The sequence below is a fragment of the uncultured Pseudoteredinibacter sp. genome (assembly GCF_947500695.1).
GTDB lineage: Bacteria > Pseudomonadota > Gammaproteobacteria > Pseudomonadales > Cellvibrionaceae > Pseudoteredinibacter.
This window is the reverse complement of sequence record NZ_CANMSS010000002.1, coordinates 1-26,073: the sequence shown is the minus strand read 5'-3', so window position 1 is coordinate 26,073 and position 26,073 is coordinate 1. Positions and strand designations below refer to the sequence as shown.

Annotated in this window: 27 protein-coding genes and 1 pseudogene; 13 read left to right on the top strand and 15 right to left on the bottom strand. The window is 45.7% G+C overall.

The genetic code is table 11. The annotated features are described in order from the left end of the window. Positions 1-2 precede the first annotated feature (2 nt). The 7 genes from Q1A08_RS03845 to Q1A08_RS03815 all read left to right on the top strand — a co-directional run bounded on the left by Q1A08_RS03845 (position 3) and on the right by Q1A08_RS03815 (position 4,566). Complete coding sequence (locus Q1A08_RS03845) at positions 3-1,274, top strand: hypothetical protein (protein ID WP_299769982.1); 1,272 nt, start codon at positions 3-5, stop codon at positions 1,272-1,274. Positions 1,275-1,280: 6 nt separating this feature from the next. Then, positions 1,281-1,844, top strand: a complete 564-nt coding sequence (locus Q1A08_RS03840; RefSeq protein WP_299769980.1) for an ATP/GTP-binding protein — start codon at positions 1,281-1,283, stop codon at positions 1,842-1,844. Beyond that, complete coding sequence (locus tag Q1A08_RS03835) at positions 1,837-2,469, top strand: hypothetical protein (RefSeq protein WP_299769978.1); 633 nt, start codon at positions 1,837-1,839, stop codon at positions 2,467-2,469. The genes Q1A08_RS03840 and Q1A08_RS03835 overlap by 8 nt, the downstream gene beginning before the upstream one ends. Positions 2,470-2,497: 28 nt before the next feature. Next, on the top strand, positions 2,498-2,860 hold the full coding sequence (locus Q1A08_RS03830; RefSeq protein ID WP_299769975.1) for a roadblock/LC7 domain-containing protein: 363 nt from the start codon (positions 2,498-2,500) through the stop codon (positions 2,858-2,860). Between the two features lie 15 nt (positions 2,861-2,875). Further along, on the top strand, positions 2,876-3,367 hold the full coding sequence (locus Q1A08_RS03825; protein WP_299769973.1) for a PAS domain-containing protein: 492 nt from the start codon (positions 2,876-2,878) through the stop codon (positions 3,365-3,367). Then, positions 3,364-4,113, top strand: a complete 750-nt coding sequence (locus Q1A08_RS03820; protein WP_299769970.1) for a PhnD/SsuA/transferrin family substrate-binding protein — start codon at positions 3,364-3,366, stop codon at positions 4,111-4,113. The genes Q1A08_RS03825 and Q1A08_RS03820 overlap by 4 nt, the downstream gene beginning before the upstream one ends. 138 nt (positions 4,114-4,251) lie before the next feature. Next, positions 4,252-4,566 carry a DUF2007 domain-containing protein gene (locus Q1A08_RS03815; RefSeq protein ID WP_299769967.1) on the top strand — a complete coding sequence of 105 codons (315 nt, stop codon included), beginning with the start codon at positions 4,252-4,254 and terminating at the stop codon, positions 4,564-4,566. A gap of 7 nt (positions 4,567-4,573) precedes the next feature. Here the strand turns inward: Q1A08_RS03815 and Q1A08_RS03810 are convergent, their stop codons facing one another. Continuing rightward, positions 4,574-5,350 (bottom strand): hypothetical protein, encoded by a 777-nt coding sequence (locus Q1A08_RS03810; RefSeq protein WP_299769965.1) that lies wholly within the window; start codon positions 5,348-5,350, stop codon positions 4,574-4,576. Positions 5,351-5,651: 301 nt separating this feature from the next. On the opposite strand from Q1A08_RS03810, the gene Q1A08_RS03805 reads away from it, so the two are divergent. The 3 genes from Q1A08_RS03805 to Q1A08_RS03795 are packed head-to-tail and all read left to right on the top strand — an operon-like array spanning position 5,652 to position 9,749. Next, a complete protein-coding gene (locus tag Q1A08_RS03805) occupies positions 5,652-7,421 on the top strand; it encodes a DUF1800 family protein (protein WP_299769963.1) in 1,770 nt (589 codons plus the stop codon). Position 7,422: 1 nt separating this feature from the next. Further along, positions 7,423-8,832: a DUF1501 domain-containing protein gene (locus Q1A08_RS03800; RefSeq protein WP_299769961.1), complete on the top strand. Its 1,410-nt coding sequence runs from the start codon at positions 7,423-7,425 to the stop codon at positions 8,830-8,832. Beyond that, a complete protein-coding gene (locus Q1A08_RS03795; protein WP_299769959.1) occupies positions 8,829-9,749 on the top strand; it encodes an AraC family transcriptional regulator in 921 nt (306 codons plus the stop codon). The genes Q1A08_RS03800 and Q1A08_RS03795 overlap by 4 nt, the downstream gene beginning before the upstream one ends. A 120-nt stretch (positions 9,750-9,869) precedes the next feature. Here Q1A08_RS03795 and Q1A08_RS03790 read toward each other — a convergent pair whose 3' ends face one another. After that, on the bottom strand, positions 9,870-11,528 hold the full coding sequence (locus tag Q1A08_RS03790) for an acetolactate synthase large subunit (protein WP_299769957.1): 1,659 nt from the start codon (positions 11,526-11,528) through the stop codon (positions 9,870-9,872). A 374-nt stretch (positions 11,529-11,902) separates the two neighbouring features. Here Q1A08_RS03790 and Q1A08_RS03785 point away from each other — a divergent pair, with 374 nt between their 5' ends. From Q1A08_RS03785 to parC, 3 genes are all read left to right on the top strand, one after another. Beyond that, positions 11,903-14,563, top strand: coding sequence for a CehA/McbA family metallohydrolase (locus Q1A08_RS03785; protein ID WP_299769955.1), 2,661 nt, complete (start codon positions 11,903-11,905; stop codon positions 14,561-14,563). A gap of 4 nt (positions 14,564-14,567) precedes the next feature. Then, entirely contained in the window at positions 14,568-15,281 is a 714-nt protein-coding gene (locus Q1A08_RS03780) for a DUF3592 domain-containing protein (RefSeq protein WP_299769953.1), read from the top strand. A gap of 98 nt (positions 15,282-15,379) precedes the next feature. Beyond that, positions 15,380-17,632, top strand: a complete 2,253-nt coding sequence (parC, locus tag Q1A08_RS03775; RefSeq protein ID WP_299769951.1) for a DNA topoisomerase IV subunit A — start codon at positions 15,380-15,382, stop codon at positions 17,630-17,632. Between the two features lie 147 nt (positions 17,633-17,779). Here the strand turns inward: parC and Q1A08_RS03770 are convergent, their stop codons facing one another. From Q1A08_RS03770 to Q1A08_RS03705, 13 genes and pseudogenes are all read right to left on the bottom strand, one after another. After that, positions 17,780-18,256 (bottom strand): hypothetical protein, encoded by a 477-nt coding sequence (locus Q1A08_RS03770; protein WP_299769949.1) that lies wholly within the window; start codon positions 18,254-18,256, stop codon positions 17,780-17,782. Positions 18,257-18,317: 61 nt separating this feature from the next. Continuing rightward, entirely contained in the window at positions 18,318-18,779 is a 462-nt protein-coding gene (locus Q1A08_RS03765) for a GNAT family N-acetyltransferase (RefSeq protein ID WP_299769947.1), read from the bottom strand. Positions 18,780-19,331: 552 nt separating this feature from the next. After that, positions 19,332-19,673: a ribonuclease E inhibitor RraB gene (locus Q1A08_RS03760; protein WP_299769944.1), complete on the bottom strand. Its 342-nt coding sequence runs from the start codon at positions 19,671-19,673 to the stop codon at positions 19,332-19,334. A gap of 38 nt (positions 19,674-19,711) precedes the next feature. Then, positions 19,712-20,212 (bottom strand): hypothetical protein, encoded by a 501-nt coding sequence (locus tag Q1A08_RS03755; protein WP_299769942.1) that lies wholly within the window; start codon positions 20,210-20,212, stop codon positions 19,712-19,714. 87 nt (positions 20,213-20,299) lie between these two features. Then, complete coding sequence (locus tag Q1A08_RS03750; RefSeq protein WP_299769939.1) at positions 20,300-20,563, bottom strand: hypothetical protein; 264 nt, start codon at positions 20,561-20,563, stop codon at positions 20,300-20,302. Positions 20,564-20,738: 175 nt separating this feature from the next. Further along, positions 20,739-21,293 (bottom strand): WG repeat-containing protein, encoded by a 555-nt coding sequence (locus Q1A08_RS03745; protein WP_299769936.1) that lies wholly within the window; start codon positions 21,291-21,293, stop codon positions 20,739-20,741. A gap of 79 nt (positions 21,294-21,372) precedes the next feature. Continuing rightward, a complete protein-coding gene (locus Q1A08_RS03740) occupies positions 21,373-21,813 on the bottom strand; it encodes a hypothetical protein (protein ID WP_299769933.1) in 441 nt (146 codons plus the stop codon). 124 nt (positions 21,814-21,937) lie between these two features. Further along, positions 21,938-22,528 carry a suppressor of fused domain protein gene (locus tag Q1A08_RS03735; protein WP_299769931.1) on the bottom strand — a complete coding sequence of 197 codons (591 nt, stop codon included), beginning with the start codon at positions 22,526-22,528 and terminating at the stop codon, positions 21,938-21,940. Positions 22,529-22,599: 71 nt separating this feature from the next. Next, a complete protein-coding gene (locus Q1A08_RS03730) occupies positions 22,600-23,394 on the bottom strand; it encodes a TIGR02391 family protein (RefSeq protein ID WP_299769929.1) in 795 nt (264 codons plus the stop codon). A 99-nt stretch (positions 23,395-23,493) separates the two neighbouring features. Further along, positions 23,494-23,934 (bottom strand): hypothetical protein, encoded by a 441-nt coding sequence (locus Q1A08_RS03725; protein WP_299769927.1) that lies wholly within the window; start codon positions 23,932-23,934, stop codon positions 23,494-23,496. A gap of 44 nt (positions 23,935-23,978) precedes the next feature. Next, positions 23,979-24,332 carry a hypothetical protein gene (locus Q1A08_RS03720; protein WP_299769926.1) on the bottom strand — a complete coding sequence of 118 codons (354 nt, stop codon included), beginning with the start codon at positions 24,330-24,332 and terminating at the stop codon, positions 23,979-23,981. Between the two features lie 423 nt (positions 24,333-24,755). Then, positions 24,756-25,604: pseudogene (locus Q1A08_RS21475) on the bottom strand (IS3 family transposase). Positions 25,605-25,618: 14 nt separating this feature from the next. After that, complete coding sequence (locus Q1A08_RS03705; protein ID WP_299769923.1) at positions 25,619-25,930, bottom strand: transposase; 312 nt, start codon at positions 25,928-25,930, stop codon at positions 25,619-25,621. Positions 25,931-26,073 lie beyond the last annotated feature (143 nt).

Genomic DNA, 26,073 nt, shown 5'->3' with positions numbered 1-26,073 from the left:
TTATGAGTGATAAGAAAATAGACAAGCCCTTAGCAATAGCCATTCATCACTGCTCTGATAGGCAGGCCAAACCCCTGCGCTACTTTTTTCAGTCGCGCACGATTGGGCAATATGAACTGACATCAAACGCTGATTCTGATCTTCATAAAGCCGATATTCATATTGTCGACATCGATAGTAGAGAAGGTATCGATTACGCTGAAGAACTGTTAGAGACGCAGCCAGAATTAAAAGTACTGTGTATAAGCTTTGAAAAGTCAGCCCCAGGGCAGGCTCTTTGTATAAAAAAACCTGTTCAAAAAGATGCTTTGTTGCGGGCCTTGAGTAAGGTCCAGCTTGCAAAGGCTAGAGGCCCTGTCGATGTGCAAAAAGTCGCTAGTCAAAGCAGTCAGGCCTCCGAGCCTGAGAAAAAAGATACTGAAGAGAATACGTCACGTTTTCATGCAGATTTGCAAGAAAGTGTAGTTTCTAAAAAAACAGAAGTTTATAAAAGCTCTGTTCCAGCCGCAGTATCTGCTGAAAAATCTCAGTCAAAATTTCAAAAAGTGGGTGAGGCAAAAAACACCGCGGGAGCGGCGCTAAGACTTAGAAAGAGCCAGAGCTTGCCTCGTCAGGTTAATGATGATTTAGGTGAGTTAGAGCAGGCCCGTTATCAAAGCGAAAACTACCTTCAAGGCATTATTAACACCGCCATTGACCGCTCCAGAGATGAAGGGCAGCCGGTTAAAGTTACTATCGCCAAAGAATCTTTTACGATTTGTGCGGTGAAAAGAAAGATCTGGCATAAGATTAAATACAATACTCTGCGTTCTATATCATCCAGTCCGATTTTAGAAACCAATACAGAGCTAAGCGCTTTAGGTCAAGCCAATGTCGCCGGCGTTGATTATCTTATCGAAGAATCCTTAGACGATTTTCTGTGGCGAAGCTCGGCCTGGGCATCGCGCGGACGTCTGCTCGATGATGTAAGCTTAAATCAAAATCTACGCCTGACTCGCTGGCCTAACCTGACGCGCGTTTTATTGTTTCCGCACGCTAGCAAAATTGCCGCAGTCTTGGCATCCAGGCCAATTAACCTATTGGAGCTGATTCAGGACTATAAGCTTCCAGCCTACTATGTGTTTAGTTTTTATAGTGCGGCTGCAAGTCTGGGCTATATCACCCGCTACGATGGGCCAAGATCAAATGTTGAGACAGCTAAAGAAGAGCGTGGAATATTTCTAAAGCTGCTCGATCGCCTACGACCTCAGTCATACAAAAGTGAGCAGATTTAAACGGATATGATCGATCATAAAATTATTATTACTGGGCCGGTAGCGGCTGGTAAGACCACGGCGATTAAAGCCATTAGCGATGTGATGCATGTCAGCACTGATGAAAGTGCCAGTGATATGACCAATAGCACTAAGAGCAGCACCACGGTAGCGATGGATTACGGTGTGATTAAGCTTGAGGGTGGACAGAAAATTCATCTATATGGCACGCCGGGCCAAGAGCGCTTCGACTTTATGTGGGATATTCTGGCTCGCGGAGGTATTGGCTTGGTGTTGTTGATCAACAATTCTGCAAAGCAGCCCCTGGCTGATTTAGATTTCTTTATCGCGAAGTTCAGAGACTTTATCGCCAAGACAGGTTTGGTCATTGGTGTGAGCAAATTAGACCAAAACGCTGAACCGAACTTGGATCAATACCATGAGCGCTACGCTGAATTGGCCAAGAAGCATGGTTTGAGTCCTGTGGTGCCTATATTCGAAACCGATGCGCGCCTAAAAGAGGATGTCGCTATGTTGCTAGAGGCGCTGCTATTTAGCCTGGACACAGAATTGAGTAAACAACATGTCTGAATTTGAGCTTCACGAAGGCCTTTATCCTAGAGTGACCAATAGTGGCGCATACTATGCAGTATCGAGCCCGGACGAAAACCCTTCGAGAATTTTACTGCGTGCATTACTAAAGAATTCGGCGCGAGAAACTATCGATGAGGCAAAGTTGTTGCAGTGGTGTCAGCAGGATAATCCGGAACAGTGTTTTGATCTGCTCTACCAGTCCCAGCAATTAGGCTGGTTAGAGGGCAGTGAAGAAGCCGGTGATATTGAGTTTCAAAATCTAGAACAGGCCTTAAATGAAATCCTTCCGAATCTCAGTAGCGAAGGCAAAGTTATTTTATCGAATAGCGAAGGTTTGTATATCGCCAGTGCTGGCTACGCCCATGAAACAGCCGCCGAGCTAGCGGCCTTAAGTGCGGATATCGCCAATTTGCATGAACGTCACCATGGCCTAATTAGCGGCAACCTTAATTTAGATCTAAGCAGCTGGGGGCTAATGGACAGCTTAGGCAGTAGTCGCCTAGGTTTTTGGCCGCTGTATATTGGCAGTGAGCGATTCGCGCTGTGTATTAGTGAGCACCCGCGTTTAAACCATCCTGATTTTGTTCGACTGCTGACTTTGCTCAGCATTCGCTACTCCTAATTTTTTTAATTTTTAAAGGTGATGTCTTATGCGTTCTGACATGATTGATTCCATTTTAAGCGACCTTAATGGTACTTCGGCCGATATTGAAGCATCCGGTATTGTTTCTACCGATGGTTTGATGATGGCCTCTAAACTAACTGCCGACATGGACGAAGATCGAGTAGGGGCAATGAGTGCTGCCATGCTTTCGCTAGGTGATCGTACCGCCAAAGAACTGGGCCGCGGTGATTTAGAGCAGGTTTTGGTTAAGGGTAATAACGGCTATGTTCTAATGATTGCGGCTGGCAGTGAGGCGGTGGTAACAGTTATTGCCAAGCCACATGCAAAGTTAGGCTTAATCTTCCTGGATGTGAAGCGTGCTGCCGACAGCATTGCACAACTTCTTTAATCAGAGGTCTTTGCTATGAATGATATGCAGCCAAATGATGTCGCGCCCAATTGCACAGAGCAGCGCATCCGTTTATATGATGGCAGTGAACGTCGAATTTTTCTTTGTGATGAAGAAGTGCCTTACCCAGATGGAAAGTTAATTGTTTCAAGTACGGACACCGAAGGTGTTATTACGCATTGCAACGATTCCTTTGTGGATATGTCGGGCTATAGCGAAGCCGAATTAATTGGTCAGCCTCATAGCATTTTACGCCACCCGGATATTCCCAAGGCCGCTTTTGCGGATATGTGGAACACCGTACAAGGTGGTGAGAAGTGGGCGGGCTATATTAAAAACTTGCGCAAAGATGGTCGCTACTATTGGGTCTATGCCACCGTAGTGCCTAATAAGCGTGCCGGAGTGATAAAAGGATTTACTTCTGTGCGTCGTAAGCCTTCACGCGATAGAGTAAACGAAGCGCAAGCCTTGTATGTGGAAATGAAAAAAGCTGAGGTGAATTCATGAAGCTAAAACTCACCGTAAGCCCAGATTTCCCGCCAGAGAAATTAGCTGGCTGGCATATCTTTAACACTTGGCTGCAACGTCAGACAGGGCTAGCTAGCCACTTCGATGTCTATGAAAGCTATGAAGAGTTGCACAGTGCTATCGATGCAGAAACTGTCGACCTGATCTATGCCAATGCTTATGACAGCGCCAATCTAGTGCGCGATAAAGGGTTTATTCCGCTAGCACGGCCGGCGCAGCAAGCTGATGAGGTAGTGATTGCCACTTCGATAGAAAATAGCGCTGAAAAAATTGAAGATCTGACCCCAGGCATTAATATCGCCACCACGGCTGATCCTGATGTTAGAACCATCGGCATGATTATGTTGGAGCCTGCCAATATCGATTCGGCGAATAGCCAGTTGCAGAGCTATGGTTCTTATCCTTTAGTCGCTAAGTCTTTGATGAAGAAAGATTCCCAGGCGGGCTTCTTCTTAGCTGATGCTTATGACAGGCTGAGTAAGTTGATTCAAAGTCAATTGCGCCCATTGGTACGCAGCCACATTCAATTGATTTCCCATAGTTTTTTGCTGAGCCCTCGCGCAATCGCTCACAAGGATACCCTGCAAGAGTTGCTTGAGAACATGGCTGAAAAAGAGAATGGCCCAAGAGTGCTTGACGATCTCGATAGCAAGGGGTGGCGTATTCCTGATCAGGAAGAAGTTGAATTTATGATCGACCTGATGAGCACGCTAGTCAGTGATTGAGGTTCTTAATAGTAGCGCTTAAGGCTCTTAATGGTGCCGCTTAAGGCTATGGTTGGATTGGCAGTGCAGGTATAGCCTGTTAATGTGTGTCTATGATTCGACCGCAGCCTTAGGCTGCTTCAATGGTGGGGCCTTATAATGAAACTACTTCACACCCAAGAAAACGGCTTTGTACTCAATAATATCCGCAACCTTGTCGAGGCTGAGGGTATCGAAACCGTCATGAAAAATGAGCACCTTGGCGCCGGTAGTGGTGAAGTGCCGCATTTTGAGACTTGGCCAGAACTTTGGGTTAAAAACCCAGATGACTACCCAAAAGCCAAAGCTATAGTGGATTCTATTCTCGCCCAGCAGTCGGCCGATGATGGGCAGACCTGGATCTGCCATGAATGCGGCGAGGAAAACGATGCCAGCTTTGAGCTGTGCTGGCAGTGTGGCCACGCCGCGCCTTAACTCACTACTACTGTTGGGGATAACAAAAGCTAAAGCTTTTGCTGTTATTGTTAACACCTTGCAGCATATAGAAATTATGAGTTGAGTCATCACATAATGCTCGCATACTTTTACTGGTCTCGACAGTTGTAGTATCTAGAGCCTTTAATTTGTTGTTATGGCCGAACCCAATAAATAGCCTATCTTGCCAATTCTTAAGGTCCTGAATTTCCACTTCAATATGCTCTTTTGCCACCAGGCTAACAGGCACGCCAAAGCTTTGTTGATGAAAGTCATATGACAGTCCTAATTTGCCATAGAGATCCACCTCACCGTATCCGCCAAATATTGCAAAAGTGGGCTGCTTCCAGTGCTTGTTAAGGGGGATATAAAAGGCTAAGCCGTATGAGTTAAAGCGGTCGCTACTAAAGTGGCTAGTAGTTGTTTTGGTGGACTCTTCGCTGGCACCTGCTGCGTAGAAAGAGAAAAGGACTTCGTCTCCAGGAATAAGACCGCCGCCTAAGCCGAGCTCAGATATATCGGTTTCACTAATGATTATTGCGTCCGTATTGCTCGTCAGTTCGCCATTGATTTGGCGCGTTTCAGCAAATTGCTGGGTAGATTCTATATCTCGATATTCGTATTTAGCGGCCTCTAGTTTTAGGGTGTCTGGCAAAAGACTTATATCCGAATCCATTTTCCATTGTAGGCTGAGGCCATAGTATTCCTCGCTAGCAACTGCCGAAGAGCTGCTTAACAGCTTACAAGATCCCAGTAGGACAATTAATAGATATCGATAATTCATGTTTACCTCTATATAAACTCTAGATGCTGAGAGTTTAGCTATTTAGCTGTCCGGTGGTTCTATAGTTGCTTATGAAATTCAGCCAATCCCTTGTGAATTTAAGACATTCCTTAGTGTTGACTGCTTTTTGATCAATGTTGCAATCTATCCGTCCCAAACTGAAGCCGAATGATCTTCCGTAATTCCAGACACGTGTAGCTTGTCGTTGCTGTTTACAGTGTTTCTACAACTTCTAGCCTTAGCAAGCTTGTCTTGTAAGAGCTATTAGAAAGAACACAATTTAGCCAGTGAGGTAAGCTTTATGGGCACAGTAAATCAAGCCAGCCGATTTATGATGCAGGCCAGCTTGGGGGGTAATAAGTCCTCGATTGAACAGCTCGCCAGCATGGGGCCAGAGGCCTGGTTGGAATGGCAGTTGGGCATTAAGGCCCCTAAGAAAGGCAAGTTTCAGCGCAGCACCAAAAAAATCTGGCGCTTCTTCCGCCGCGAGCTGCTTAATACCCACGGTAAGGCAGCCATCAATGGCGAAGGTAATAATCCGGCGTTGCCCTACAAATGGTATTTCCATATGGCATGGTGGCAAGACGCGCTCAGCGAGAATAAACACCTTTTGCGTCAGCGTGTTGCCCAAGCTCTAAGTGAAGTCTTGGTTATTTCCGATAACTCTTCACTTGAGCTCGATTCTATTGGTATGGCGAGCTTCTACGATCTGATTTACGACAATGCCTTTGGTAGCTATGCCGATCTTTTGTATCAGGTATCGATGCACCCTTGTATGGGCGTGTATCTCTCCCATATGAACAACCAGAAGGCGATTCCGGCGAAAAATATTCACCCCGATGAAAACTATGCTCGTGAAATCATGCAATTGTTTTCTATCGGCTTATTTATGTTGAACCAAGACGGTAGCCTGCAGCTGAATGAAAATGGCGAAAGTATTCCTAGCTATCACAATCGTGATATTCGAGAGCTAGCCAGGGTTTTTACTGGCTTGACGGCCAGTACTTATCAGCATGAGTGGACCACAAGCTATTGGTCGAAAGACTACAATGGCTATCCTGTAGGTTTTAATGATGGTGTAGAAACCACCTACAAAACTGTGCCATTTGTAAATATGCGTGAGCCCATGATTGGCCATGAGAGTCATCACGATAGAAAGCCCAAAGAGCTACTAGATGGCTTTATTAATCTGCCTGGTGGGCAAACCGTCGAGGAAGAAGTTCGCCAAGTTGTGGATCGATTAGTTGCCCATCCAAATACGGCTCCGTTTGTGGCTAAGCATCTGATTCAGCAAATGGTCACTTCTAATCCGTCGCCGGAATATATTGCTGCTGTTGCTGAGAAGTTTGGCCCACGCGGTGATTTGGCAGCCACGGTGCATGAAGTGTTGCGATACCCGCTATATAACGCTGTAAATGATACCGAGTATCCCGCACAGCGCGAAGAAGGCGGGCGTAAGTTACAGTCGCAAAAATTAAAGTCACCGCTAATGCGCATCACTCAAATTCTGCGTGCTTTTAATGCCCATAACCGCAGTGGTTATATGTGGTTGATTGGTGATGATATTCAAGAAGCCGTGCAGCAACACCCAGTATCGGCACCTACGGTTTTTAATTTCTACAAGCCCGACTTTGTTCCTCAGGGCATGCTAAAAGAGATTGGCGAAGTTGCACCTGAATTCGAAATTCATACTTCGGCCACTTCTATTGCCTATGTGAACTTGATGTATTACTGGTTCTTTGGCGAATACATGCCAGCGGTGAGCACACGCATCAATGAGAGCGATGGCATCCAGAATGCACCGGAGTTTAATACCGATGTGCTGAATGCTGACGCCTTTAATAAGCTAAGACTAGATTTTAGCGAGCAAATTCGACTCGCGAGAAACCCTCGTAATCACGATCAGCTCATCGATGATATGAGCCAGTTGCTTTTAGGTAAGACAAACCCTGAAATAAAACCAGCCATTAAAAGAGCTTTCCAAGCCTATCGTGACAATCCGAAGTGGGTAGTGCAAACGATTGTCTTTATGCTGACCATTTCACCAGAATTCACCGTGTTGGAGGTGTAAGATGTTAAAGAATCTAACGCGTCGCAAGTTTGTTCAGGGCAGTATGGCTGCCAGTTTGGCCGCGGCCAGTGCGCCAAGTTTCTCGCTGCCTAAGGTAAATACTCAAAATGTTCCGCCGTTAAATATTGATAAGCAAAAGCGTGCTCTCGTGTGCATCATGCTGGATGGCGGTAACGACAGTTTTAATATGCTGGTGCCACACTCAGCCAAACACTACAGTGAATATGCCAAAACCCGCGCAAATCTTGCATTAGCAAAAGATAGCTTGCTGCCCTTGCAAGGCTTTGCCGATAAAGAAGGACGAGAGTTTGCTTTGCATCCATCTATGCCTGAAGTGGCAGAGTTGTTTGGGCAAGAAAAATTATCGTTCGTGGCCAATATCGCACCTCTCATTGAGCCGGTGAACAAACAAGCTTTTTTAGATCGCAGCGCACGTGTGCCGCTAGGTTTGCTGTCCCACGCTGATCAATTTAAACACTGGCAGACTTCAAGGCCCGATCTGCGCGTGCAGCAAGGTTGGTTTGGTTATTTTGCAGATGCCTTACAGCTCGATAAAAAGGCCGATCAAATTCCAATGAATATCTCATTGGCGGGTTCCAATATTATGCAAAACGGCCAGCGTAGCACTCACTATTCCATTACGGGGTCTGGCAGTGTTGGTTTGGTTGTTAATGAAGAAGAAAGTGATCTAAACCGCGCCATCTTGCGCAGTTTTGAAACGGTATTGAATACTTCTTATGCTGGCGATCCTTTTAAGCAAAGCTACCTTTCGATTACTCGTGAGGCGCAGCTTCAGCATCGCAAATATCGCGATGCCGTAGAAAAGATTAGCCTACCTATTGAATTTAGCGATAACGATCTTTCTAAGCAGTTAGCGAAAGTCGCGCAAAGTATAGCGGCGGCTGAAGAGCTGGGCTTGCCTCAGCAGACTTACTTCTTGCGCTATATTGGCTGGGATCATCACGATGATTTGTTAAACAGCCTGGCTCGTATGTTGCGAGTGTTGAGTAAAGCTATGGGTGAATTCCAGCAGGCTATAGACTTGCTTGGCTTGTCAGAGAACGTTTTATGTTTTACCGGTTCTGACTTTGGCCGTACATTGACGTCAAACGGCAATGGTAGCGATCACGGCTGGGGTGGTCACTGTATGGTAATGGGTGATGCCGTTAAAGGCGGGCAGGTGCTGGGAGATTACCCCGCGCTATCCCTGGGTGACAAAAACCCGCTCGATGTAGGTGGCGGTGTGCTAATACCGACTTTGCCAACCGATGTACTGTTCGCCCAGCTATCCATGTGGTTTGGTGTGCAGGAAAGTGACGTTCCTAAGTTGTTTCCTAATTTGAAAAACTTTGCAGCGGATAGCGCGAACGGTGAAGATTGGCCGCGTCTAGACCTCTTAAATAATTCATGAATACATTAAGCGTTAAACCGCTGCAGCTTGGGGCTGAGAACCACCTATTGGGTGGCTTAAAGCCCCAGTGGCAAAGCCGTATGGCCACCGCAACTCGTTTGATTCGTGAAAACTTTAACGAGTCTATCGACTGGAACTGGCTAGCCCAGCAATGCGCGGTATCACCAAGTCATTTTCATTATGTGTTTAAAAATGCTTTTAATGAGGGGCCTGGCAGCTTTCAGCGAAGAATTCGATTGCAATACGCTCTCAGTCAATTGCAGCTCAGCGCTAAGAGCGTAACCGAAGTGGCTTTAGAGTCCGGCTTTTCCTCTTCGCAAGCTTTGGCAAAAGCTCTACGCCGAGTATTGGGCTTAAGTGCTTCCGATGTTAGGCAGTTGTGTAGCGAGCAGAGCGCGAATGTTTGGCATTCCTTGTTGCCAAAGCTTGGGCAGCCTCATCCAGATTTCCCTGAAAGCCTAGACAATTCCTTGTTGGATAGCATCAAGATCACTGTCGAGCAAAGGCCTGAGCGCCACTTCTATTTGCATGAAGCGAGTATTCAATCGGTATCTCAAATTTACACGGCCTGTAAAGAGTATCTGCCGATGAGTTGCGATAAAGTTTTTGTATTTTCGCCCTGGGATGCCTGCATAGATCCTAGCTCGGTACATTACTATTGGGGCTATGAAGCCGATAAAGATTTGGCGAACTACTGTGTACCTGAACGAAATTACTTGCAGGCAATGGTCGTGGTTGAATCAGAAGCTTGTTACCTAATGGTTTGGGAAGCGATTTATCGTTATCTATCGCTTAACGAGTTTGCAATAGATCAAGAAGCTTTTCTTTGTGATGAGATTGCTGTTCAGCAACCCGTGGAAGGCGGCATGTTAGTGACTATATGCTTGCCCGTAGTATTGGCTAATAAAGAAAGCTAGCCCATAAAGAAAGCTAAGCGATAAAGAAAGTTAGGCTGTGAATACTAAAAAGCCTGCCCATTAAAATGAGCAGGCCTTCTTGTTTTTATCAGCCCTTAGGCAGTGATTAAACTAATAAGCTTAAATTGAACAGGTCAACTCACCCAAACGCTCGGTAAGCTTTTTGTTTTCGCTGTAATCAATTGGGATTACGATTAAGCTTGGGCCATCGGTTTCAAAGGCGTTTTTAATGGCGCCTTGCAAATCGCGAGAGTTATCCACGCGCTGAGCATGCCAGCCAAAAGATTCTGCCAGTGGTACCCAGTGTGGGTTGCCGAAATCCAAATCGGTGTGTTTACCAAATTCGTTTTCTTGCTTCCACTTAATTAAGCCGTAGCCGCCATCGTCCCATACCATTACGGTAAGGTTGAGATTCAATCGGCGAGCGGTTTCCATTTCCTGCATATTCATCATAAAGCCGGCATCGCCCGAGATGGCTAAGATATTGCGATCTGGGTGCACGATGCTGGCAGCAATGGCGCCTGGTAAAGCAAAACCCATGGAGCAGAAGCCATTGGGAATTAAGCAGGTGTTGGGCTCGTTACACTGAAAATGACGAGCTATCCACATTTTATGGGCGCCCACATCACTAAGTGCAATATCATTAGGGCCCATTACCGCGCGTGCATCCCAAAGCGCTTTTTGTGGGCGAATCGAACCTTCGGTGTCATCGTCCTTATGCTTAGCAAGCTCTTCGCTCATATCGCGGCGCACTGCAGCTTGTTGGCTTAAATCGAAATCGAGCTTATCGCCGCCGTGGGCTTCAATGCGCTCGTTCAACATCCATAGGGCATGGGCCAAGTCACCCACTACTTCGGTTTCTGGATGATAGTGCTCGTCGATTTCTGCCGGCAGGAAGTCGATATGCAAAATGTTTTTGCTCTGATCGCCATTCCAAAGTTTTGGGTGGTATTCCACCATATCGTAACCCAAGGTGATCACCAGATCGGCCGCATCAACAGCGCAGGCTGGAATATCTTTGGCGCCAAGGCCAATGGTATATAGGCAGTAATCGGCATCCATATCCACACAGCCCTTGGCCATAAAGGTGCTTACTACACCAATGCCGGTCTTCTCACACAACAGGCGCAGCTGCTTGGAGGCGCGGGTACGAATGCAGCCATTACCCGCAATAATGATGGGGCGCTTGGCGTTTTTAATTTGCTCAAAGGCCTGATCCATAATCTTATCGGCAGGCACTGGGCGGCGAGCTTTGCGCACGGTTAACGGTGCTTTATCGACGGGCAGTTTGGCGATATCTTCAGGTAGCTCGATATGCACGGCGCCGGGCTTTTCGGTGCGGGCTAGACGTACCGCCTTGCGCACAATCTCAGGAATATTCTCTGGGTGCCATACGGTGGTGGCCCACTTGGTTACCGGCTCAAACATGCCCACTACATCCATCACCTGATGGGATTCTTTGTGTAGGCGGGTTGAGGCGCCCTGGCCGGTGAGTACTAGCATCGGTGCGCGGTCCATGTTGGAATCCGCCACGCCCGTAATTAGGTTGGTCGCGCCTGGGCCTAGGGTGCCCAAGCAGCCAGCTGGGTTACCGGTTAGTCGCCCGTAGATCTCTGCCATAAAGGCCGCGCCCTGTTCGTGCCGGGTTAGGATAAATTTGATCTTCTCGGATTTCTCCAAAGACATCATAAAATCGGCATTCTCCTCACCGGGAACACCAAAGATATACTCGATTCCTTCTTCTTCCAGGCATTGGACCATCAGATCTGATGCTTTCATGGCGCGATTCTCCTATTGGATTGAGCGGGTAGAGCTGGTTTCTTAAAAGTAAGTTATCTTGCTACCAGGGCTCAGCTTAAGACGATTTGTTTACTGTTCAAGCATAGACTATGTGAGCTGTTCTGCACATTTGCCAAAATTTATGACTGTTATAGCGCTGACCCTCATCTGCCCGTAATATTGGCGCCTGAAACTACTTATAAGGTCGTGCCCTATAAGGCAGCCTTGGCTATAGAGTTGCTGCGATCTAGCTGTCACAATAGGGGATTGGACCAAGATCAGCGAACTTAGGGAGTGTTAACAGGCCCTAGCCAAAGATCGCGAAATACTAATAAGAAGCACAACAAGCACACTACAAGAACAAGAGACAAAACATGAGATCACGACTGGGCAAATTACTGCCATTACTGTTAATAACACCTATGTGTTGGGGGGAGTATCAGGCGCAGCAGATCAGCGATGCCAAGCAAATACGTGTTTCGGGCGATATGGCCTGGGGCGGCTTGGGCGATTGGCAGTTAAGTAATGGCCAGGTCTGTGCGGTAGTTTCCAATGTCGATCACGAGGGCGAGCTGGCCGCAACAGGTGGCTACCTTACCGATTTCGGCTTTTGCGACAAAGCGGGCGAAGGCTTTGGCCAGCTGTATTTTGCGATTAATCTAAGTGGCACCAGCTCACCGGTCTTTCACACCATGAAAGCCGAGCAGGGCGACGGCTATGCTCGCGTACTGGGCTGGGCAAAACATGGCGGCTTTGAGCTTAAAGTCAGTTATGAGTTTAACGAGGCCAATGGCGATAAACTACAACTCACTACCGAGCTCACCCACAAGCAAGAAGTCGATGGCTCTGATGCTGCGGCCTTTGGTTTGGTGAATTTAAATCGCGGCAATAAAGTCTTTAGTACTTCTTTAAACGGCACCGGGCCATCACCGGGTTATCAGCATAAATCACTACCTAGCGGCCTGTTGGATGATTTAGACGGCCTATTGGGTGTTGATATGATTCTAAGCTTGCCAGATGCCGGCAAGAACCCCATGGTGTATGGCCAGTATATTAAGAACGCCTATTTGTTATCTGAAGATAATCAGAAAACCCCCATGCCGAGCTTTGTGGGTGTAACCGATTCTTACTCAGCGGCGTTGACTTTTACCGATACCTTTTTCTTCGATAATGAAGGCGCTTTTTTAGATCCGCTTAAATTATTAGAAACCCAAATTGCCGATTTGGATGTGGGCGAAACCTTAGTGGTAGAAAACGAAATCAGTTTGGCCTCGGGCCGTGATGCCGCTGCCATCCTTAATCAATATTGGACGAGCGAGCCCGCCATAAAAGTGCAGTTGCCAGGGCCCGGCTTATCGGTGTTTTTACAGCGCGCTGAAGATGGTGCTGTAATCAATCACGCCATGAGTGATAGCAATGGCATTGCTGAGGTGCATGCTCCTAAAGGCCAGTATTTATTGCGCGTACAGGAGCGTAATCGAGTGTTGGCCGAAAGCGCTATAAGCTTACCTAGTGATCAAAAAACTATTAAACCAGAATTGGCCGCCCGTGCAGATCTACAATTGCCCCAGGGCCAAACCATGCGCCTAAGCTTTTTTGCCGAAGATGGTCAGGCGATAGACTTTTCGCGTCAGGCTTTTGGTTTTGTCGCCAGCGGCAAGCATGAAGAAAAAGTTATCGATATTATGTTGGCGGGCACGGAATCCGATCCTAAAACGGTGAGCTTAGAGCCTGGCCGTTATCGAGTGATTGCCAGTCGTGGGCCGGAATACTCAGCCCATACTGCTAAACTGAATGTTGAAGCTGGCAAGGACAATAAGCTAACAATTCAAACACCTAGCCTAGAGGTGAGCACGCCTAATTATGTGCATGCAGATTTGCATACGCATGCTGCACCAAGCTTCGATAATAGCTACCCGCAAGAGCAGCGTATTCGCAGCTATGTCGCCCAAGGTGGTGAGGTATTGGTAGCTACCGAGCATGAAACCATTTACGACTATAGCCGTGATATTGCCGAGCTAGGTTTAACTGAGCGTTTAGCGACAGTGACCGGTACAGAAATTACCGGCTTAGTACAAAGCGAAACCGCACCTCATACCCTTGGCCATGCCAATGCCTTTCCATTAAAGCCTCAGCTAGGCCAGTATCGCACTGGCGCACCGGCTCATGAAAATAAGCGCTGGCGTGATGTAATCGCAGCGGTAAGAAAGAGTGATCCTAAAGCCGTCATGCAGCTTAATCACCCAAGGGTAATCTACAACCCTGAAGAAAAAGCCGAGCCAGGTAGCCAACGCTATAACGAAAGTTATTTATTGCACCTTTTAGATGGTCGTGGTCATGATCCAAGCCAGCCATTAACGGCCGAGCAAAATAGTAGTTTGATTGAAAAAGATCCTGAGACGGGTGTGCGCGATATCGACTTTGATGCCATCGAGCTTATTAATGGCACCGGCGCTGGGCTGCATTCTTACGAGCAGCTACGCAAAGATTGGTTTGCCTTCCTAAAGCAAGGTGTAAAGTTGGTAGGTACGGCCACCAGTGATTCCCATGGCCAAGCTTTTGGTGAGGTGGTGTTAGAGCCGCGCACGCTTATCTATATGCAGAACGATGATGTTAAAGCCTTTGATCAAGACGATTTTGTGGCGGGCATTAAAGGCGGCAATATTTACGGCACCACGGGCCCATTGATTGATATCGCCTTAAAGCAGGGCGATAAGCAGGCCTTAATGGGGCAAACCTTGGCTGCAAAAGAGGCAGTATTAAACCTAACCGTAAATGCCGCTCAGTGGATCGATGTGCACACCTTGCGGGTGTATATCAATGGTGAGCTCTATCAGCAAATGCCCATCGTTAAAGGGCAGGAAAATATGCTGCCATTAAGTTTTGATAAAGATAGCTTTGTTACAGTAGAAGTGGAAGGTGATCGAAAAGGCTTATTCGCTGATATTGTTCCGGTTATGCCGCCATTTGCATTTACTAACCCAATTTATGTAGATGCAGATAACGATGGTAAGTGGCAGGCTCCAGGGTTATAGAAGTATGTCTAATAAAACTAACTCGAAAGGGCTAGGCATAATCGGCGTTGTTTTTTCAATGATCGGCTTTTTAATGCTGATGGGGGCGGGCCTTTGGGCGCAAAAAACCTTTAGCTTTAAAGAGCGTGCCCAAGCGGTTGAAGGTGAAGTGGTAGAGATGGTGGCCAATCGTGGCTCTGATTCCACCACCTATGCGCCCAAGTACAGCTTTATGGCTGGTGGCCAGCGGTACAATGTCATTAGCAGCACCAGTTCCAATCCACCGGCTTATAGCGTTGGTGAAAAGGTGCAGGTATTGTTCGATCCGGCTAACCCTTTAGATGCCCGCATCGATAGCTTTATGGGTTTATGGTTTGGCCCGACCTTAATCTCGGTTATGGGCTCGATATTTTTTCTGGTGGGGGTGATCCCGCTGTTTCTAGTCTGGCGCCGCCGCAATAATGTCGAGCACTTAATGCGTCAAGGAATGCCGGTAATGGCCGAATACCAGCGCGTAGAATCCGCCGAGATTGATGATAATGGCAAAAGAGAGTTCTTTATCATCGCTCGTTGGCATGAGCGTGAAAGTAATCAGTTACATGTTTATCGCAGTGACGCCCTGGGTTTCGATCCAACAGAGTTCATAAGCCCCAAGCAGCTGATCACTGTATTGGTAAACAAGCAAAAGCCTGATGTCTATTTTATGGATACCAGCTTTTTACCCCAGCAGCGGGTATAAATTGATCAAAATTAACACGATTTTATAGGCTTATTTGCCGCCGCCCTCGGCATTTGATACAAAGCCCGTTTTACGCCAAGAAGACTGTAGGAAATGGCATGTCAGATTTAGTTGGAGTTCAAGATGCGGATGAACGCATCTCCCTAAAGGAATATACCGAGAAGGCCTACCTGGATTACTCCATGTACGTAATTCTCGATCGCGCCCTCCCCAATGTGGGTGACGGCTTAAAGCCGGTGCAGCGCCGAATTGTTTACGCCATGAGCGAGCTGGGCCTAAAAGCCAGCGCCAAGTACAAAAAATCAGCCCGTACCGTGGGTGATGTTATTGGTAAGTTTCACCCGCATGGTGATTCGGCCGCTTATGAAGCCATGGTGTTAATGGCCCAGCCATTTAGCTATCGCTATCCATTGGTTGATGGCCAGGGTAACTGGGGCTCACAAGATGACCCTAAATCCTTCGCTGCCATGCGATACACCGAATCGAAGCTAACCAAATATTCAGAAGTGCTGCTTAGTGAGCTAGGCCAAGGCACGGTTGATTGGGTGCCTAACTTCGACGGCAGTATGGACGAGCCGGCGGTTATGCCAGCTCAGGTACCTAATGTGCTACTAAACGGCACCACCGGTATCGCCGTAGGTATGGCAACCGATATTCCGCCGCACAATCTGCGCGAGGTAGTAGAGGCCACTATCCACAAGCTGGAAAACCCCAACGCTACCACCGCTGAGCTTTGCGAATTTGTGCAAGGCCCAGATATGCCTACCGAAGCGGAAATTATTACCCCAAAGGCCGATCTGCAAAAAATGTACGAAACCGGCCGTGGCAGCTTGCGCATGCGTGCCGTATGGGTGCAGCAAGATGGTGATATCGTAGTGACCGCACTGCCGCACCAAGTGAGTGGCGCCAAAGTGCTGGAGCAAATCGCCGCACAAATGCAGGCCAAAAAGCTACCCATGGTGGCAGATTTACGTGATGAATCCGATCACGAAAATCCAACCCGCTTAGTGATTGTGCCGCGCTCAAACCGCGTTGATATCGATGCCATGATGAGCCACCTTTTTGCCTCTACCGATTTAGAGCGCACCTATCGTGTAAACATGAACATGATTGGTATCGATGGTCGCCCAGGTGTTAAATCTCTCGAGACGATTTTGTCGGAGTGGTTGAGCTTTCGTACCGTAACCATTCGCCGCCGCCTACAGTATCGCTTATCTAAAGTGGAAGAGCGTTTGCTACGCTTGGCCGCTTTAATGATTGTTTTTTTAAATGTGGATGAAGTTATCCACATTATTCGCACCGAAGATGAGCCCAAGCCCATCTTAATGGAGCGCTTCAATTTAGTAGAAGCCCAAGCCGAATACATTCTAGATACCAAGTTACGCCAGTTGGCCCGCTTGGAAGAAATGAAAATTAAGGAAGAGCAAGAAGCGCTAGAGAAAGAGCGTGACGACCTTAATAAAACTCTAGACAGTGCCCGCCGCCTAAAAACTTTGGTGAAAAAAGAGCTGCAAGCGGCTGCCAAAGAATTCGGTGATGATCGTCGCTCGCCTATCGTGGTTCGCGATGAGGCAGCTGCCTTTAGCGAAACCGATCTACTAGGCAGCGATCCGGTAACTATCGTGATTTCAGAAAAAGGCTGGATACGCGCCGCCAAAGGCCATGATATCGATCCAGCTGCCTTGAACTACAAAGCTGGTGACAAATTTAAAGTGGCCTGCAAAGGTAAAACCAATCAAAACGTTATCTTGCTCGATAGTACGGGGCGAAGCTATGCACTGCAGGCCCACACCTTGCCATCGGCGCGAGGGCAGGGCGAGCCTATCTCTGGCCGCCTAAACCCGCCAAGCGGTGCTACTTTTGTTTCCACCATGACCGGTGATCCAAAGCAAAAAGTTTTGTTGGCATCCGATGCGGGCTATGGCTTTGTAGGCAATATGGGCGATTTGTTTACCAAAAACAAAGCCGGTAAAGCCGCACTTACGTTGCCAAAAGGTGGTCGTGTATTATCGGCTACGCCTATTCAAGCCAGCGATGACGAGCAGTTAATCGTCGCCATCAGTAACGAAGGTCGCATGCTGGTCTTCCCGCTAAGCGAGCTGCCAGAGCTAGCCCGTGGTAAAGGCAATAAAATTATGAACATCCCTTCGGCGCGTGTACAAGCCCGCGAAGAGTTTGTAATTTCAGTGCAGGTGATCAGCAAGGGTCAGCAACTAAAAATCTACTCAGGCAAGCGCCACTTAGGTATGAAGGTCGCTGATCTAGAGCATTACAAAGGCGAGCGCGGCCGCCGTGGTAATAAATTGCCAAGAGGTTTCCAAAAGGTGGATTCTGTTGAGGTGATTGAGTAATACATTGCTGCTCAGAGAGTGTAATGTAAAAAGGCGAGTCTTTTAGGCTCGCCTTTTTTATTTTTCAAACTACCCAAATTTAATTACACAAAGTTTAGTACCGTATACCTTCTTTAGATAAAGCATGTTTTTAAAGGTTTGCGTGCTTCAGTCGAGCTTAACCACAAGTGCCGCACGCTCGCGGGCTTTGCTCCAGAACAAATACGTTGGCTTACCATCCAGCTGGCCCAAAAAGCAAGACATTAGCTCAGCGGAAATATTGCGTGGAAGATGCATGGTTTTATAAGCCACCTTCGGTATAGGCACAGCTTTCCAAATGCCTTGTTTCAGCTGCTTTTCTACATCCTCATTCGTAAGCGCAGTTTCCATCCACATCCGATTGTATTGGCCGCTATAAGATTGCCATATCGTAATATCTTCCACCTTCGAATATAAGCCGTTGGGCTTTTGGTTAAACTCAGCGATTAATTTATCGGCTATCTCAAAGTACTTGTCAGATACCTCTTGGCTAGGATTGTGTACGGGTTCAGAGTGTTTTGGGTAAAGCTCGAAGCTCTCGGTGGCTAGGGCTGGGTTGAGTGTTAGGCTTAAGGTTAGAAATATAAGTAAGGAGGCGATACGCACGGTGATACCTAAAATGAAATCGAGCAGAGGCTTAAAATGAGTTTGTTCAACGATAACAGTTTTAAGGCACTAAAAGGTAGTAGGTGCTGAAATTTCGACCGAGTAATTGGCGGTGACTGACCTTTCTAGCCATTCTGACTAGAGATTTATAATTGCGCCTTGTTTCTAGAAGGTGAAATAAGACCTCTTTGTGGCCTAGTTCCTTAGCCCAGCTCATTATGGCTTTAAAAATACGGATGCCATAACCCCAGAATTTTTGAGAAATGACAATGGCAATCTCAAAGCCTTCGTCGTCTTCCTGTATTCCACACCATCCTGCTATTTTGCCTTCGATGGATATGACACGAACACGGCAGCCTTTAGCTGCATTTATCTCGATCTTGCCACTTATCCATTCATTGATATTTGAAGAATCGAAGTGCGGATGCTCTACAAGATGTTTTCGCAAAGACTCTTCGTTCAAAATGCTTATCAAATCTTCCGGGTTGCTGTCTTCGAATTTTAGGTACTTGATTGTGTTCATTGTATTTTCCACATGTTACAAGGGTTGTGTGTGGATGATGTGATAGCCTCTTGGCGTTTTATTTTGTCGCAAACAGTAACATATGATTTTTAATTATTGGCTAAACGCCCTAAAAAACTGATGCGTTAAGGAATAATACTGTAATAAGTACTATCAGTCCTAGAGCAAAACAGTTTATAGCGATAGCCTCGCTCCACGGTTTGGGCTTTGGGGGTAATAGTTTGCCTAGCTTAGCAGTGATAGGGTAGTTGTCTATCCATGATTTCTGCTGATATCCTGCCATTAAATTAAATAACGATAGGGTCATGCCTATGCTACATATTACTAGAGCTAGGTAGAGGCTCGATGCGGGCATGTTTTCTATGGTTTCTTTGGTCGAAATAAGAAACCAAGCGAATATTGAATAACTTACCACGCTGCCGACAAGTGATGCCGGTCGATACCTTTCAAGATTCTTCTGAATTTTTCGGTAGATGTTTGGTGTTGGCATATTTAATCACTGCAACTAGTGCGTTTTTTGGTGTGGACATATAACAGCCACTTTTTTGAAGCTTACTTGCAGACATAACAACTCCAGCCATCATTCTTACCATTCAACGGTGAGGCATATTTTTCCAATAACCTCTCGTACTCTAAAATGATCTCATATCTTGGTATCATCGATACTGTGGAGGCTATGAAATATGGGTAGTCTTCGGAATCATTATCGCAAAGCAACACCTTTTGACGATTGAAGAGAAGGTGCTCTCCAAACTTCATCGCTTCATCTTCAGTTTCAAATATCACTATGAATTCCAAATCCCTTTCTTTGGTTAGATCATCATCTTCAACGACCATGCGCCAAAGAGAGTCTCCACAGGCATCGTTTGGGAACTTAGAATAATCTCGTTTCATGTCTGTCCTAGCCGCGCTTGCTTGGTCTTGTTAGTGCTCTATTTGAATGCTTGTGCCCAAGCCTTTTCAAGTTTTCCATCTTGCGCCACACCTCGAAACTGAAGTTGTAGCTCTGGAAAAGGACTTGCACCCTTATAAGAACAACTAAGAGTTGCAAAGGTGTTAACATTTGAGTCTATATAGGTATGTCCATCAGAATCTAACTTTGGGTTAGGAATAACTTTTTTTAACCAAGCCAATGCCTTGGTTTGAGAATCGTCACAGGATTTGATGTCAAAAAAAGACTTTCTCGCCGTAACAATTGCGACCTCATAGCCGTCTCTGAGGATCGTCACTTCATATTCAGGGAATACCTCTTTTGTGACGCCAGAGTTAGGCACTCGAAACTGAATTGTAGGCCTGCCATTTTTATGAGTTTCGTGATTTTTAGCTTTAATTGGAAACACTGCACCAATCTTCACATTCAATATCCCTGGTGCGGAAGCTAAAGCTGCCGCCGAGAAAAACATCAAAAATATCGCAGTAACTAGCAATTTCATCTTTACTCCTAAGGATCTAGAACCTTCAAAACAGGACAATTTTTAGCGATGTGGAAAATTGTTCCGGGTGGTTGCGCTTGTAACTCTCTAGTACTTAATAGCAAATTGTTCGGCCCACTTATAAAGCTCTTCGTCTGACCACTTAGATTCAAATGATTCAGATATTTCAGACTTCATTTTACTGTACTTCTCTTCAGCCTCGATCTTGCTAGAGGCGAATGCAGTATGGAAAAATGCGCCATATATCCCGCACGTAATTTCGAACGGAATGCCCCAACGTTTCTGCTCGAGAGTTATTCTTGCTCCAGAAGAATGCTCCTCATCGTGTAGAACGGCTGAACGAGAAAACAACTTACCCCAAAATCCTTGTATTTTTTTGCAATCATTCCACACTTTTCTTTCCAGGTGTTAAGGCCTCAAACGCAAGCTGGTAACGTAGCACATTATTTTTTCATAGAATGGCGTAGCCATGCAAAAATTGTGCACTCAGTGGAGAGTCATTTTGTGTTTTGACCTGTTAGAAGGCTCACTCTGGAACCTCATGTTGTTTATAATTAACAGGCACAACCTCATTGCCCGCTTTGTCAATGTAGCCCCACAAACCGCTTACTACAGGTTTATGTCCGTCGCGATCTGCCTCTGCGATTTTGCAGCCAGAGCAAACTAATGCACGACCATTATAGAATGGCCAGCCCCAATCATACTTAGGTGGAGCAACCAATTTAAAGCTCTGGTCATAGTAGGCGATTTTTGAGTTAACTATAGATCGTACAAAACCCTCACGATAGGTGTCCGCACCGTTGTCATAAGCTATCACGGGGAGAAAATCGCCATTGTTTTTAATGTAGAAGTATTGTTCTGAAGTCCAAAATGGAGCAAAGCCAAAAGAGCCAAAAGAAATGCTGCTTAGATGATTTGGCTTAATTTTTAGATGGCCACCTCTATAAGTTGCGCAATCCTCATATGGTTGCCATTCGGGGTGTTGATTTTCTGGAGTAACTTTTGCGAAATAGGCGCATGTTTCCATTGCCTGTAAGGAAAAGGATAAGAGGAGTAATAATGTGAATATTGCTACCTTCATCTAAAGCCTTCTAACGCTCGAAGCAGAGTCCTAATTTGAAGCAAAGCGATAAATTAGTCCATCTACCTGCTTGTTAACATCACAACGTACTGTCTCGATGGTATTTCCAAAGCACATCAGCCTCAATTACTCTAGAAATAGTGCTTAAACTCATACCAAAAGAAAATCGAACATCCCTTTTTATTTTTCGAACCTCTTCAACGACTTCGTATCCGCAGCAAAGATAAGTTCGATCAACGCCCCCTTCGCCATTTACAACCATGTTGAATTTCGGCCATACTATATCACCATGTGATACACTGCTTCTTGCGACCATCTTTATTTCATCATCTTTTCTAATCTTAGAAACGAACTCAATCAACTCTTCTGATTTATTTCTATCTTGTGAATTATAAAGGCCGATTATCCAAGCTCCTTCACCTAGATTCATTGGCGAACCATCTTGGTAAATAATTTTGTGCTTTAGCCAAATATACCAACCCGGGTTTTTAAGCAGCTGGTAGTAGTCGCCTTCTTTCATAGAACTTCACTTTGTATGGTATTCTTAGCGCCCAGTACAACGGCAGGCAAAGCTGGCGCGTAATTGCGCAGCTATTGGAGCGCCAGGTTTGACAGTCCGTTGCTGCTTATTAAGCGCTGCCAATTTATTTGTGCCCAAGTAGATCAAAATCATTCTCATGCATATAGTCATGGTACGAATCAGGCCCACCATTTGATAAAGCTTCATTTTCGGTTTCAGTTAATGGGACTAAAAATAAAAACTTTATTATGTCGCCTTTCCACTCGGCGTCCTTGCATTGAGACTCGCTAAATGGTGGCCTAAACAGTATTTTTGTACAACCATTGAAAAATGGAACTCTCCCGGCATCTTTCAATCGATGCCACCAGTCCAGTGAAAGATTGTTTGAGAAAGGATACTCAGAGATGTTGGCTAGAAATTTTGCTCCCTGATGAATCTCTTTATCTGTAAGGTGACCTCTAACAGCGAACTGTACTTCTGTTCGTTCTCCTGAACTCATTTCCTTTTCTGACATGCCGAATGTAATGAATGTATTAACATCACATTCATCATCGGCAGGCCATACTCCGATATGAATTTTTTCTAGAGCAGCACCTGAGTCTGCTAGAGCTGGATCAAACCAGATTAAATGCTCAGGTTCTCCCCATTTATTTGAGAAATGCTGATAGAGTGCCTTCATTCTCTCTGAAGGTATTGATGCTGGGTTACGATCCATCTTATTTTCCATATCGCTTAACGCCGCGACACAAAAAGCAAAGCTTTTTGTGTCGCGGCTGGCGTGCCTTGTTATGCATCATTGGCTTCCTCAACTCTGCGCGCTAGCATGCTAGCAAAAACTAGGTACTGGGCCACTTTCATTTCATTAAGGTCGTGGTTCAATGTATGAGCCTTCGGGTTCCGAATGCCTTGATAGGCTCCCTTGAAGATTTGCATAAAACCCTTTTGATCATTTTTCCCCGATTCTGATTCGATCTCGGATAATATCAAGATAGGTTCGTTGATAGAGAATACTTGACCAATTAGACGATCGCCGTCTTCTGCTACGCCTGATCTATCACGAATTAGGTCAAATATTGCAGTAACCGAATTGAGAACAGCTTCCCGTAGATGACCATCTCTATACAGAGCCAAAGAACTTTGAACTATGAGTGGATGTAATAAGCCTTCAAAGCCGAATGCGGTTTCTGCGGCTTTGTCCTCAGTTGGTTTGTAAACCGACTCAAAATGGCCTGCCGTTATGTCTTGGCGTAACGAATCAATTCTATTGATAAAGGGCCTGATAAAAACTGTATTAACCATCTGGGACCTTGTGCCATAACCAGAGCCCGATGGATTACAATTGTTATCATGGTATTGATGTCTTAAAGACTCAACATCTTGCTCAGAGCCAGGAATGTTATTGAGTATCCAGTCTGTATGCCGTAACAGCCAAGAGTCGAATCGTAATTTACCACGCTGATAATCAAAGCGACTACTCATTCCGTTTATGAGGCCAAAATCAGAGGGTAGCTGCTCAAGTTGACTCTCGAACTGTGCAAGCTCTTCCAGGAGTCTATTTTGTTCTTCGTTCAATTTTGTCAATTTTATTCTCAGCTCTGATTATCGCTTCGATCTAGAGGAAGCATAACGCCGGCCACAGCGCCACTTTTGGCGGTTCGTTGCTGGCCCTTGTTCAGCGTGTCACTCAATTCCACGATTTTGACCAAGTATTTCTGTGCGAACCCAAACATTACCCTTGTCGAATTCATCTAACTCCAATGATCCACCTAAAGCTGGGTCTAGCTTTGGGTAAAAAATTTGCTCATCCTCTAATTCTCCCAAATTTTGAATGAGAATAGGAATGTCTTCAGGACTAATTGGATATAGGCAATATTCGTGGAACACTTCATCTTTTAAGATAACTTCCTCGAAATCTTTGATATTTCCAAATTCACCATATCCCTTGCAATTGTTTCCCGGCATGCTTGGGTAGAAAACCATAAACTCATCAGTTTCAGGAGACATTAGGAATATTGTTCCTGTAGCGGAATATCCTATTACTTTGGTGTAGTGCCACATGTGCTTTTCCCAGCACCCAAGAATATCTATGTCTAATGGTTCGTCTAATAGCCGATAGATCATTACATTTCCTTACGCTGAACGCCTGCCTGTGCTTGTTATGTGGTTCATGGGTTGTACACCTTACCAGCATGCCAGTCTAAAACAGAAAACCCCATATCAAGGGCTAAATTACCTACGACAGGAAGGGCTTCCTCAACTTTGGAATATGAAAACCCAATAACGGGCGCTTGTACCTTAAAATTATTTATAAGGGGGCCATCACACCAAACGCCATCGTCAACTTTTTCATCGCTAAGGCTACAAATACATGGAAAGATCTTTGTAGCTTCGTCGTGAAACTTTTGGAAAGTCTCTGTAACCACATGTGTGTCAATTTCAGTCATAGGGTTTACAAGCGCGACAGCCTCATCAAAACTATCCGACAACTTGAAATCTACTACTGCGATGTTGTAACTCACTACGACTCCTTTTTCACATAACGCTCAAATTTGCGGCGAACGCCAGTGAGTCCGAGCGCTCTAGCGCTGAACAACATTTTCTTGTTATGACGTTGACTTTGATATTTCACCAATTGCTTCTGAATCATGGTTAATTTGTCTCTGGATTATATCTAGTAAGTCTCGCCTCGATACTGAAACCCAACGATTGGCACCGAATGCAAAGGATGAAAATAATACCGAAGCAGTGAGAAGAGCGGTGGTTAAGCTGTGCTCGGGATCATACGCGTTCAATATTAGCAAAACCAATATCGAGATCACGCTAAGAGCTTGAAACAACCTATACAAGCGATCTTCCTTTTTGGCTTTCATGAATGTTTCTATGTCACTTTTATTCATATTCTTCCGTAGTTTGGTCCTACCCAATAAAAGTAGACACTCTAACTATGCAGCCAGCGCTGCTTTCTCTTCATACTCAACTGGACTCATATATCCAATTGAAGAATGTCTTCTTAAACGATTATAAAACACTTCAATATACTCAAAGATACCTGATTTAGCTTCGCTAATCGATGCATATTGCTCGGCGTAAATTAATTCTACCTTTAACCTACTAAAGAATGATTCCATTGGTGCATTATCCCAGCAGTTTCCCTTTCGGCTCATACTAGGTTTGCATCCCCAAGACTTCATAAGGTCTATATATTTTCTAGAGCGATACTGCACACCTCTATCTGAATGAATGACCAGGCCAGGCTTTACATCTCGCCTCTTAAAAGCCATCAGTAATGCCTCAGTTACTAGCTATTCCGTCATCGATGTATCAAGCGCCCAGCCTACAATAGCCCTCGAAAATAGATCCATGACCGTCGCCAAGTACAACCAACGATCTTTTACCCAGATGTACGTTATATCTGAAGTCCACTTTTCGTTTGGCCTATCAGAGCTAAAGTCTCGCCATAACAGGTTGTCCGATACGTTATTCATCGTAAGCGCGTGACTGCCATATCTAAACGATTTTCCGTTTCTAGCTTTTAAACCCTGCTCCTGAAGAATATCGGCCACTGTATTAGTGGAACATGGTGTCCCAAGCGACTTCAGCTCTTCGGCGATTCTCGGTGCTCCGTAGCGAGCTTTATATGTCGAATAGACATCGGCAACTTGTGCTTCCATATACTCTCTGCGCTGGGCTCGCTTACTCTTTGGTCGGTTGATCCACTTATAAAAACCAGAGCGCGACACTCCCAACACCTTGCTCATCAGGCATAAGGTATACTGCCCTCGATACTCCATCATCAAGGCGTACTTCACTCTTGGTGGTTCGCGAAGTACGCAGCTGCCTTTTTTACGAACTCAAGCTCCTTTTCTAAAGCAGCTTTCTCACGCCTTAGCTTTCTAATCTCTTCGCTTTCTTTCTTGGAGTAATCCACGCCATCCATAGAGTTAAATTGCTTATCCGATAAGCGATTAAATTGACGCCGCCAATTGTAGATTTGCTGAGGACTAACCCCCAGCTCTTTAGCGACGGATGCTGTGGTACTACCTTCCTTTTCTGTTCTCTTAACGGCTTCCCTTCTAAATTCCTCGGTATAAGCCTGAGCTCTCTTTTTACGTGCCATTTGAGCACCTCCATATAGGTTTTCTAACTATACAGGGTGTCTACTATTTTTGGGTAACTCGGAGTTATAACGCCCACATAAAAGGCGGAGCGTCAGCGACGTCCAGCGCAACGAAGTGGAGCGATTTTTGATGTGCTTGTTAT